The following is an 11,283-nucleotide window of genomic DNA, read 5'->3' on the forward strand; positions in this document are numbered from 1 at the left end:
AACCCCAAGGGTTCACTGGAGGTTGCGCCACCTTCCACGCTTCCCCCGCTGGGCTGCTTGGCTATGCTGCGCGCCCTTCGTTTCCGCCCGAGGTGAATCCGCGTGATCAACGCCCATACCCGCGTCCCGCCGCCGAAGAATGAGCCTGTCCTCTCCTATGCGCCCGGCACGGCCGAGCGCCGGGAGGTGCAAGCCGAGCTGAAGCGCATGGCCGGTGAGCAGCTCGACATCCCCGTCATCATCGGCGGCAAGCACCTGCGCACCGGCAAGACGGACACGGTGCGCATGCCACACAACCACTCGCACGTGCTGGCCACGCTGCATGAGGCGGATGCCAGCCACGCGGAGCAGGCCATCCAGGCCGCGCTGGCCGTCAAGGACGACTGGGCGCGCATGCCCTTCCAGTCGCGCGCCGCCATCTTCCTGCGCGCCGCGGAGCTGCTCGCCTCGCGCTACCGCCCCATCATGAACGCCGCCACCATGCTGGGCCAGGGCAAGACGGTCCACCAGGCGGAGATTGACGCCTCGTGCGAGGCCATTGACTTCATTCGCTTCAACGTCGCTTTCGCCGAGCAGATCCTCGGCTGGCAGCCGGAGGCCGCGCACCAGACGTGGAACATGACGGACTACCGCCCGCTGGACGGCTTCGTCTTCGCGGTGGCGCCGTTCAACTTCACGGCCATTGCCCTCAACCTGGCCACCGCGCCGGCGCTGATGGGCAACGTGGTGCTCTTCAAGCCGTCGTCCACCGCGGCCCTGAGCGCCTGGTACATCATGGAGCTGCTGCGCGAGGCGGGCCTGCCCGACGGCGTCATCAACATGCTGCCGGGTGACGGCCCCACGGTGGGCAACCCGGTGCTGGCCAGCCCGCACCTGGGCGGCATCCACTTCACCGGCTCCACGCCGACGTTCAACGCCATGTGGCGCACGGTGGGGGAGAACATCTCCCGCTACAAGCAGTACCCCCGCATCGTCGGCGAGACGGGCGGCAAGGACTTCATCGTCGCCCACCCGTCCGCGGCGGACGACCTGGAGGCGCTCGCGGTGGCCATCGTCCGCGGCGGCTTCGAGTACCAGGGCCAGAAGTGCTCCGCGGCCAGCCGCGTCTTCATCCCCGAGTCCCTGTGGCCCAAGCTGAAGCCACGCCTCCAGGCGCTCATCAGCGAGGTCCGCATGGGGGACGTGTCGGACTTCCGCAACTTCATGGGCGCCGTCATCGACGAGAAGTCCTTCAAGAAGGTCTCCTCGTACATCGACCTGGCCAAGAGCGACAGCGGGGCCAGCATCGTGGCCGGCGGCGAGGTGGACCGGAAGCAGGGCTGGTTCGTGAAGCCCACGCTGGTGCAGCTCGACAGCCCCTCCCACCGCATCCTCCGCGAGGAGATCTTCGCGCCGCTGGTGGGCCTGCACGTCTACCCGGATGCGAAGTACGAGGAGACGCTGCGCGAGGTCGACCAGGCCGCCGCCTACGCCCTCACCGGCGCGGTGTTCGCGAGGGACAGGAAGGCCATCGACACGGCGCTGCGCGAGCTGCGCCACGCGGCGGGCAACTTCTACATCAACGACAAGCCCACCGGCGCCGTCGTGGGTCAGCAGCCCTTCGGCGGTGGCCGCGCGTCCGGCACCAACGACAAGGCGGGCTCGGCCCTCAACCTGGTGCGGTGGACCAGCCCCCGCACCATCAAGGAGACCTTCGTCCCGGCCGTGAAGGTGCCCTACCCCTTCATGGACAACGACCCCAACGAAGGCGCCCTCTGAGGCACGTATGAACGGTCCGTCCCCCGGCATCGCAGGACTGGACACGTACGCGCTGGTGGACGGCGGGTGCCGCGTGGAGGTCATTCCTTCACGCGGGGCCCTCGTCAGCCGGATGTCCGTGGACGGTGACGAACTGCTGTACCTCGACGAGGCCACCGTCGCGGACCCGGCGAAGAACGTGCGCGGGGGCATCCCCGTGCTGTTCCCCAACGCCGGGCCGCTGCCGGGGGACACCTACTCCGTGGACCGTCAGCGGTACACGCTGCCGCAGCACGGCTTCGCGCGGAGGCTGCCGTGGACGGTGCGGCAGGCGGACGCGTCACGCCTGGTGGTGGAGCTGTCCTCCAGCGAGGAGACGCTGCGCCACTTCCCGTGGCGGTTCGACGCGCGGCTGAGCTTCTCGCTGGTGGGTAAGCGGCTGACGCTGGAGTTCGAGGTGGAGAACCAGGACACGCGGCCCATGCCGCTGCACCTGGGCTTCCATCCGTACTTCCGGGTGCCCGACGCGGCGAAGGCGCAGGCGGGCGTGGAGACGGACGCCACGCGCGCGTGGGACAACTGGCGCGGCCAGGACGTGGCCGTCACCGAGCTGGACCTCACCGCGGAGGAAGTGGACCTTCACTTGAAGGACCACTCGAAGCCGGGGACGACGTTGGCGCGGGGCCCCGGGCCCGAGCCCATCCGCCTGTCGTGGAGCCCGGAGTACCGCGTGCTCGTCGTGTGGACGCTGCGCGGGAAGGACTTCGTCTGCGTGGAGCCGTGGACCGCAGCCAAGGGTGCGCTGGCCACGGGCGAAGGGCTGCCGCATGTGCAGCCCGGAGCGCGGGCATCGCTTCGCTTCGATATCCAGGGCTGAGCCTCAGGCAGGGCCCGGGACCTGCGGGGCGACTCCTGCACCTTGCTGTTCGGAAATGTCGGGACATTTACCGGTCGGTCGAGACCGCCCGCGCAAAACCCCCGACATTTCCAAACAGCGCCCTCCCAGACTCCGGGCCGCCCTCCGAACCTGGCCCCTATCCCGAGGGAGCTCCCGAGCAGCGGGCGCCTGGCCACCATCCGGGCCTGGCCTCTACCCCGTCAGCGTGAGCAGCTCGCCTCGCAACCAGCGGCTGCGCGGGTCCGCATCCGTCTGCCGGTGCCAGTAGACATGAAGCTCCAACGGAGGCAGTGACAGCGGCATCGGCAGGAGGTGGTTGCCCAGCAGCGCGTGCAGCTCCGCCGCGCGCCGCCTCGGCATCGTCAGCAGCAGGTCGGAGTCCGCGACGAGCTTGAACGCGGCCTCGTAGTGTTGGCAGCGGACGATGACGTCCCGCTGGTAGCCCAGGCGGCTGAGCACCAGGTCCTCCACGGCCAGCCCGGTGCGGCGCGAGGACACGGTGACGTGCCGGGCCGCCATGTACTTCGCCACGTCCAGCCTGCGCCGGCTTCGGCTCACCACGCAGAAGGTGTCTTGCAGCAAGGCCGTGCGCTTCAGCTCCGCGCCGGTCTGCTGCTCCACGTCGATGGAGAGGTCGACCCGCCCCGACGCGAGGTCCCGCTCCAGCCGCGCCCGGTCGAGCCGGACGCTGGAGATGCGGACCTCCGGCGCGTGCGCCCGCAGCCGAGCCACGAGCCGTGGAAGAATCGACGGCTCCAGCACGTCGCTCATCGCCACCGTGAACTGGCCCACGTCCCGGCGAGGGTCGAAGCCGCGTCCGCGATGAACCGCCTGCTCGAACAGCGCCAGCGCCTCCCGAATCTCCGGTGCCAGCCGCTCCGCGAACGCCGTGGGCGCCACGCCCCTCCCCTCCCGGACGAACAGCGGCTCTCCCAGCTGCTCACGCAGGCGGGCCAGCGCGTGGCTCACGGCCGACTGACTGAGGAACAGGACCTCCCCCGCGCGCGTCAGGTTCCGCTCCCGGAGCACCACGTCGAAGACCCGGAAGAGGTTGAGGTCCAGCCGGGCGAGCCGCGCCGAATCCTGCACAGGGTTCATGGTGACACATGACCAACATTCACTGGATGCATCAAGGCCCCATGCGCAGGATGGAGGCCATGGACTTCGAGCCCAGTGAGCGAGCCAAGGACTACCTGGAGCGCGTGAAGCGCTTCATGAGCGAGCACATCCTCCCTGCGGAAAGCCGCTACCACGAGGAGCTCCGAGCCACCGCGCAGGGCGGCGACTGGAAGACGTGGCGCGTGCCGCCCGTCATGGAGGAGCTGAAGGCCCAGGCGAAGGCCCAGGGCCTGTGGAACCTGTTCCTCCCCGACGCGAAGCTCGGCGCCGGGCTCAGCACACTGGAGTACGCCCCCATCGCCGAGGAGACGGGCCGCAGCTTCATCGCCCCCGAGGTCTTCAACTGCAGCGCCCCGGACACCGGCAACATGGAGGTGCTCTGGAAGTACGGCTCGGAGGCGCAGCAGGAGCGCTGGCTGAAGCCGCTGCTGGCGGGGGACATCCGCTCGGTGTTCTGCATGACGGAGCCGGACGTGGCCTCGTCGGATGCCACCAACATGGCGGCCACCGCCATCGTCGACGGCGACGAGGTCGTCCTCAACGGCAGCAAGTGGTGGTCCAGCGGCCTGGGGCACCCCAACGCGAAGGTGGTCATCTTCATGGCCCGCACGCCCGACACCGGCGGGGACCGCCACCACCAGCACTCCATGGTGCTGGTGCCGCTGGACGCGCCGGGCGTGAGCATCCGCCGCATGCTGCCCGTGTACGGCGACTACGACGCGCCTCACGGCCACGGCGAGGTGCACTTCGACAACGTGCGCGTGCCGCGCGACAACGTCATCGCCGGGCCGGGGATGGGCTTCGAGATTGCCCAGGGCCGGCTCGGACCGGGGCGCATCCACCACTGCATGCGCTGCATCGGCGCGGCGGAGCGCTCCCTGGAGCTGATGATTGACCGCGGCATGAAGCGCACGGCCTTCGGGAAACCGCTCCTCAACCTGGGTGGCAACCGCGAGAAGGTGGCGGAGGCGCGCATCGCCATCGACCAGGCTCGGCTCCTGACGCTCTACGCGGCGTGGAAGATGGACCAGGTGGGGGCGCTCGGGGCCATGACGGAGATCTCCGCCATCAAGGTCGTCGCGCCCAATGTCCTCCAGAAGGTGGTGGATGACGCCATCCAGCTTCACGGCGGCGCGGGCGTGTCCCAAGATACGCCGCTGGCGGGCTTCTTCGCCCAGGCGCGCAGCCTGCGCCTCGCGGACGGCCCGGACGAAGTGCACAAGGGACTCATCGCCCGCATCGAGCTGTCGAAGCGGGGCTTCTCCCGGAGCTGACGGCCATGGCGACTCAACGCATCTTCATCACCGGTGGTGCCAGCGGACTTGGCAAGGCCATCGCCCTGCGCTTTGCTCGCGCTGGCTGGAAGGTCTGCATCGGCGACGTCAACGACGCCCGAGGCGAGGAGGCCTTGAAGGAGCTCTCCGCCCTGGCGCCCCAGGCCCATCACCTGCGCTGTGACGTGCGGCGCGAAGAGGACCTGCGCGAGGCCCTGGACTGGCTCACGGCCCAGTGGGGCGGCGTGGACGTGGTCATCAACAACGCCGGAGTCGCGCAGGCGGGCGCCATCGAGGACGTGTCGATGGACGACTGGCAGTGGATCATCGACATCAACCTGCTGGGCGTCGTGCGGGGGTGCAAGGTGTTCACCCCCGCCTTCAAGAAGCAGGGCCACGGCCACATCGTCAACGTGGCGTCCATGGCGGGGCTGCTCGATGTGCCGCTGATGAGCAGCTACAACGCGACCAAGGCCGCCGTCGTGTCGCTGTCGGAGACGCTGCACAACGAGCTGGCGGAGTACGGCATCGGCGTCAGCGTCGTGTGCCCGTCCTTCTTCAAGACGAACCTGGGTGACTCGCTGCGCACCACGGACCCGCGACTGGGGGCCACCATGGCGCGGCTGCTGGAGCGCTCCGCCATCACCGCGGATGACATCGCCAACGACGTGTTCGACGCGGTGGCCGAGCGCGGCTTCTACGTCCTGCCCCACGCGGATGGCCGCAGGGCCTGGCGGATGAAGCGTCTGCTGCCGCGTGAGCTCTATTCGTGGATGCTGCGCCGGAACACGCGAGGCATGCGCCCCGGCTCGCGGCCGAAGCCGAGCTGAGCCAGAAGGAGCCCACCGATGCCACCGACCGCGACCATCGACCCCGCAGGTGACGTGCGCCCCGGCGAGGAGCTGGACCTCCCCGCCGTGGACGCCTGGCTCAAGGCCCAGGTCCCCACGCTGGAGGGCACGCCGGACGTCACGCAGTACGCGGGCGGCGCCTCCAACTGGACGTACCGGCTGAAGTACGCCAACCGGGACCTCATCCTGCGCCGCCCTCCCGCGGGGACGAAGGCGAAGTCGGCGCACGACATGGCCCGTGAGTACACGGTGCAGGACGCGCTCAAGCCGGCCTATCCCGTGGTCCCCACCATGGTGGGCTTGTGCCAGGACCCGGCCGTGCTGGGCTCCGACTTCTACGTCATGGAGCGCATCGAGGGGCTCATCCCACGCAAGCACCTGCCCCGAGGACTGGCGCTGGACGCGAAGCAGACGCGGACGCTCTGCCTCAACGTCATCTCCAATCTCGTGGAGTTGCACGCCGTGGACCCGGCGGCGGTGGGCCTGACGTCACTGGGCAAGGGGCCGGGCTATCCCACGCGGCAGGTGGAGGGCTGGTCGGCGCGCTACGAGAAGGCACTGACGTGGAACGTCGCCCGCTTCCGCTACGTGCGGGACTGGCTCAAGGCGAACACGCCCGCGGACATCGCCACCTGCGTCATCCACAACGACTGGCGCTTCGACAACGTGGTGCTCGCCCCGGAGGAGCCCACGCGCATCATCGGCGTGCTCGACTGGGAGATGGCCACCCTGGGTGACCCGCTGATGGACCTGGGCAGCGCGCTGGCCTACTGGGTCCATGCAGACGACGACTTCCTGCTGCGCTCCACGCGGCGCCAGCCCACGCACCTGCCCGGCATGCTCCGGCGCGAAGAGGTCGTGGAGTACTACCTGGACCAGACGAAGCTGAAGCCCGCCAACTGGACCTTCTACGAGGTGTTCGGTCTCTTCCGGCTCGCCGTCATCGCCCAGCAAATCTACTACCGCTACCACCACCAGCAGACGCGCAACCCCGCGTTCAAGAACTTCTGGGTGCTGGTCAACTACCTCGGCTGGCGCTGCCACCGGCTCATCCGGAAGGGGGCGCGCTGATGGGCGTGGTGTATCTGGTCCGGCACGGCCAGGCCTCGTTCGGCGCGGCGAACTACGACCAGCTCTCGGAGACGGGGCTCGTCCAGGCCCGGGTTCTCGGTGAGTCCCTGCGCGAGCGGCTGCCCCGCGTGGACGCCGTCGTCACCGGCACCATGGCGCGGCACCAGCAGACGGCGGAGGCGTGTCTCGCCGCGCTCGGCTGTGGCGCCGTGGCCACGCAGACGGCGGGCTTCAACGAGTTCGACCACGAGGAAGTCGTCGCCCGGTACACGCCACGCTACGCGGACCCGGACGTGCTGCGAGCGGAGCTGTCCCAGACGGAGTCGCCCCGGCGAGCCTACCAGGCGCTCTTCACCGACGCGGTGGCCCGCTGGGTGGCCGGCCAGCATGACGCGGAGTACACCGAGCCCTGGTCCGCCTTCGGCGAGCGGTGCCGCCGCGCGATGGACGCCCTCATCCAGGAGCTGGGCGCATCGAAGAACGCGCTCGTCTTCACCTCCGGGGGCACCATCACCGCCATCTGCCAGGAACTGCTCCGCATCCCCGACGCGCACGCCTTCCGCCTCAACCTGACGCTGGCGAACTGCGGCCTCACCAAGGTCATCTACAGCGAGCGCGGCCGTTACCTGTCCACGCTCAACGAGCACAGCCACTTCGAGGGCGCCCAGCGCGCGCTGCTCACCTACCGCTGAGCGGCGCGCCGTCGTAGCGGAAGTCCTCCCACGCCAGCATCGCCCGCTTGCGTGAGGCGCCCCAGCGGTACTCCCCGAAGGCACCTGTCTTGCGCAGCACGCGGTGGCAGGGAATCAAGAGCCCCACGGGATTCTCTCCCACCGCCGAGCCCACCGCGCGCATCGCCCTGGGCTTGCCGATGGCGCGCGCGAGGTCCTCATACGTCGTCACCTCGCCCGACGGCACACGCAGCAGCGCCTGCCACACCTGCACCTGGAAGGGCGTGCCCCGCACCAGCACCGACAAGGGGCTCGCCTCCGAACCACCGCGCTCCGCCTGGAAGATGCGCTCCAGCCACGGCGCCGTGTCCTCGGCGGACGCAACGAACGTGGCGCGCGGCCACTGCTCGCGCAGCGAGGCGAGCGCCTCTTCCTCTGATTCCCCCGTGAGGAAGTGCAGGCCACAGATGCCACGCTCACAGACGGCGAGCAGACACGCGCCGAAGGGTGACAGGTGGACGCCATGGCGCACGGTGAGCCCTTCGCCGCCCAGCTTGTACTCCCCCGGCGTCATCGACGTCAGCGTCACGAAGAGCTCATGCAGCCTGCCGGTGCCCGACAAGCCCACCTCCAGCGACGTCTCCAGCACGCTGCGACGCTCGTCGAGCAGGCGCCGGGCCGAGCTCAGCGTATGCACCTGGATGAAGCGCTTGGGGCTGATGCCCGCCCAGCGCGAGAAGAGCCGCTGGAAGTGGAACGTGCTCAGCCCCACGTGCGCTGCCACGTCGTCCAGGGACGGCTGCTCGCGGGCATGTGCGTCGAGATAGAGGATGGCCTGTTCGATGCGGGCGTAGTCGCTGGATGCCATGCCGATGCTCCTGGGGTGCGCTTCGCGAAAACGTATGTCCGCCAACACATCCTGGAGCAATCCGGTTCTTGCGCTGTCCTCGCGCGCCGGGCGCGCGTTGACATGAGGTGTCATTGTGCAACAACCGATAGCTCCACCCCGCACACCGCCGCAGAAAGGAGCGCCATGCTTCCAGAGGAAGACTTCCTGGCCGCGGAGGAGGCGCTGAGACGGGCCATGCTCGCGAGCGATGTCGCCGCGCTCGACGCCCTCCTCTCCGACGACCTCCTCTTCGTCAATCACGCCGGCCATGTCCTCGACAAGGAAGCCGACCTGGAAGCGCATCGCTCGGGAGCCCTGCGCCTCACGCGGGTGGACTTCACCGACGCACACTTCCGCTACCTCTCCGCGGGCGCCGTGGTCGTCGTCCATGCCGCGCTATCCGGTGAGTTCCAGGGCGCCCCCTTCGAAGGGAACTTCCGCTACACGCGCGTGTGGCAAGTCGTGGACGACGCGCCCCAGGTCGTCGCGGCCCAGTGCACGGCGGTGGGCTGACTTGACTCCCGACAGACGAGCGCTTATCCGTTACGGCCAATGACGTCGCCAAGCGCCATGTGTCGAATGTCGATGCCGGGTGGGCTCTCGCCCTCCAGGTTCGGCTGACGTCCGTCCGCCCCTGGTGAGCCACCGAGCCCATCCACCCGCGAGGGTTGGTGGGCTTCGTCGTTTCTGGACACGCGCCGACCTCTCCCAGCCCTCCGCGCCCTGGAGGGCCTCCTTCCGCATCACCTCCGGAGAGTTCCCGTGCCCACAGCTCACCTCACGTCCGCGCCGCGCCTCTTCGACGTCTCCCTGCCCGACTTGACGCTGGAGGCGGGCGCCCGAATCACGAACCACCTCGTCCGCGGTTGGTGGTGGGGCCCCGAGGAGGACGTCCCCTGGCTCGAGTCGCGCGCGCGCGTCCTCTCCGAGGACGAAGCGCAGGCGAGCGCGCTGCGCATCGTCCGCCGCGCCGTGGCCGAACAGCAGGCGCTCGCGGCCGAAGCGCGCCACCGGGGCCCAGCCCGAGCCCCCACGTCCGTCCCCACGGTGCTGCTGGTCCACGCGCTCACCGGTGACATGCGCGCGGGCGGCCAGGGCGGCTGGTGGGAGCCGCTCATCGGCCCAGGACGCGCGCTGGACCCGTCCCGCGTGCGGCTCCTGTGCTTCAACAACCTGGGCTCCTGCTACGGCACCACGGGCCCCGCCGACGAGGGCTTCCCGCCGCGGACGGACGACGCGCGCTTCGGTCCACCGCTGCCGCTGCCCAAGGGCGACCTGCGCCTGGACGAGCACCGCCTGCCCGCCACCGTCACGCCGTGGGACCAGGCCCGGAGCATCCTGCTGGCCATGGACGCGCTGGGCCTGGACGAAGTGGCGCTCGTCACCGGCGGCTCCCTGGGCGGCATGGTGGTGCTCTGCCTCGCGGCGCTGGCGCCGGAGCGCTTCGCCCGCATGGCGCCCATCGCCACCACGGAGTCCGCCTCCGCGTGGGTGGTGGGCCTCAACCACGTGGCGCGGCAGGCCCTGCTGATGGACCCGGGCTTCCCCGAGTCCCCTCGCCGGGGCCTGGAGCTGGCCCGTCAGCTCGCGATGCTCACCTACCGCGCGGAGCCCGGCCTGGACGCGCTCCAGGGCCGCCCCTCGGCGTGGTCCTCACGCGCGCTGCACCCGATGCACAGCTACCTGGAGTACCAGGGCCAGAAGCTGGAGAGCCGCTTCGATGCGCGCGCGTACCTGGCGCAGCTGGGCGCCATGGACCACCACGACGTGTCACGCTTCCCGGGAGGCGGCCTGGCCCGCATCCGCGCGAGCGCGCTGTGCGTGGGCATCGACACCGACCAGCTCTTCTTCCCCAGCCACATGGCGGCGCTGGCCCGGCGGCTGCGCGAGCACGGCCTCCACGCCGAGCACGCCACGCTGTCCAGTCAGCATGGGCACGACGGCTTCCTGTTGGAGTGGGACGCCATGGCCGTCCTGCTCGCGCGGGCGCTCGCCCTGCCCACCGCCAGGGGCCCGAAGCACGCCTTCACGCGCTGGCCGGAGGCGCGCCCCGCCCTCAGCCCACCTTGCGGGACGAAGGCGTGACCACGGCCACCGCTTCGTGATGGGACCACAGGGGCGGCTCGGCCTCGTGGGTGAAGGCGCGCAGCCGCCGGTACTCCGGATAGGACGCCTGGAGCGACAGCACGTCTCCAGGCCGGATGACCTCATCCCCCTGCGGGTGGAGCCGCTCCTCGCCATTGCGTTGCAGCGACAGCGCCAGGCAGCCGAACCTGTCCCGCACCTCGGAGATGGTGAGGCCCGGCAGGCCCAGGCGCGCCTCGAACAGCGAGACGACCATCAGGTGCTTCGCCAGGTGGAACGAGTGGACGATGCGCGGGTCCATGGCCGCCAGCGCCATGGCCGGGGCCGCCAGCGACGAGCTGGAGAGCGCCTCCGCCTTGAACGTCTCCCGCACCTTGCCGCTCAGGTCGTCATCGAACAGGCGGATGACCACGCGGATGTTCGGGTTCAGCTTGCGCGCGTCCAGGGCGATGTTGAGGTTGGCCAGGTCATCATCCGTGGCGCAGACGATGGCGGACGCGTCCTTCACGTTGGTGCGAGGCAGGCACAGCGGGCTGCGCGTGTCGTCGATGAGCAACGGCACCCGCTCGTCGCGCAGCGCGGACACGAAGGCCGCGTCCTCGCGCTTCTCCACCACCACCACGTCCTTGCCCATCTCCCGCAGCTGCGTCACCACGCGGTAGCCCACCCGCCCCGCCCCACACACCAC

11 protein-coding genes are annotated in these 11,283 nt (G+C 69.9%); 8 read left to right on the top strand and 3 right to left on the bottom strand.

Translation table 11 applies throughout. The annotated features are described in order from the left end of the window. Positions 1–102: 102 nt before the first annotated feature. Positions 103–1,758, top strand: a complete 1,656-nt coding sequence (gene pruA / locus HV824_RS13590; protein ID WP_176416855.1) for an L-glutamate gamma-semialdehyde dehydrogenase — start codon at positions 103–105, stop codon at positions 1,756–1,758. Positions 1,759–1,765: 7 nt separating this feature from the next. Next, entirely contained in the window at positions 1,766–2,614 is an 849-nt protein-coding gene (locus HV824_RS13595; RefSeq protein ID WP_176423458.1) for an aldose epimerase, read from the top strand. Between the two features lie 213 nt (positions 2,615–2,827). On the opposite strand, the gene HV824_RS13600 is transcribed toward HV824_RS13595, so the two are convergent. Continuing rightward, positions 2,828–3,733 carry a LysR family transcriptional regulator gene (locus HV824_RS13600; RefSeq protein ID WP_176423459.1) on the bottom strand — a complete coding sequence of 302 codons (906 nt, stop codon included), beginning with the start codon at positions 3,731–3,733 and terminating at the stop codon, positions 2,828–2,830. 59 nt (positions 3,734–3,792) lie between these two features. On the opposite strand from HV824_RS13600, the gene HV824_RS13605 reads away from it, so the two are divergent. The 4 genes from HV824_RS13605 to HV824_RS13620 are packed head-to-tail and all read left to right on the top strand — an operon-like array spanning position 3,793 to position 7,642. Continuing rightward, positions 3,793–5,028, top strand: coding sequence for an acyl-CoA dehydrogenase family protein (locus HV824_RS13605; protein ID WP_176416925.1), 1,236 nt, complete (start codon positions 3,793–3,795; stop codon positions 5,026–5,028). Between the two features lie 5 nt (positions 5,029–5,033). Next, positions 5,034–5,858 (top strand): SDR family oxidoreductase, encoded by an 825-nt coding sequence (locus tag HV824_RS13610; RefSeq protein WP_176416852.1) that lies wholly within the window; start codon positions 5,034–5,036, stop codon positions 5,856–5,858. 18 nt (positions 5,859–5,876) lie between these two features. Beyond that, a complete protein-coding gene (locus HV824_RS13615) occupies positions 5,877–6,950 on the top strand; it encodes a phosphotransferase family protein (RefSeq protein WP_176423460.1) in 1,074 nt (357 codons plus the stop codon). Beyond that, positions 6,950–7,642, top strand: a complete 693-nt coding sequence (locus HV824_RS13620) for a histidine phosphatase family protein (protein WP_176423461.1) — start codon at positions 6,950–6,952, stop codon at positions 7,640–7,642. The genes HV824_RS13615 and HV824_RS13620 overlap by 1 nt, the downstream gene beginning before the upstream one ends. Here HV824_RS13620 and HV824_RS13625 read toward each other — a convergent pair. Next, a complete protein-coding gene (locus HV824_RS13625) occupies positions 7,629–8,489 on the bottom strand; it encodes a methylated-DNA--[protein]-cysteine S-methyltransferase (RefSeq protein ID WP_176423462.1) in 861 nt (286 codons plus the stop codon). The two genes, HV824_RS13620 and HV824_RS13625, sit on opposite strands and share 14 nt — an antisense overlap. Positions 8,490–8,654: 165 nt before the next feature. Here HV824_RS13625 and HV824_RS13630 point away from each other — a divergent pair, with 165 nt between their 5' ends. Together HV824_RS13630 and HV824_RS13635 are read left to right on the top strand one after the other, a co-directional pair. Then, positions 8,655–9,023 carry a nuclear transport factor 2 family protein gene (locus HV824_RS13630; protein ID WP_176416848.1) on the top strand — a complete coding sequence of 123 codons (369 nt, stop codon included), beginning with the start codon at positions 8,655–8,657 and terminating at the stop codon, positions 9,021–9,023. 249 nt (positions 9,024–9,272) lie between these two features. Then, a complete protein-coding gene (locus HV824_RS13635) occupies positions 9,273–10,595 on the top strand; it encodes an alpha/beta fold hydrolase (RefSeq protein ID WP_176416847.1) in 1,323 nt (440 codons plus the stop codon). Here the strand turns inward: HV824_RS13635 and HV824_RS13640 are convergent. Next, on the bottom strand, positions 10,567–11,283 hold a 717-nt coding region (locus HV824_RS13640; RefSeq protein ID WP_176423463.1), incomplete at its 5' end, for a TrkA family potassium uptake protein. The genes HV824_RS13635 and HV824_RS13640 overlap by 29 nt on opposite strands.

It is taken from the genome of Myxococcus sp. AM009 (assembly GCF_013372605.1).
GTDB lineage: Bacteria > Myxococcota > Myxococcia > Myxococcales > Myxococcaceae > Myxococcus > Myxococcus vastator.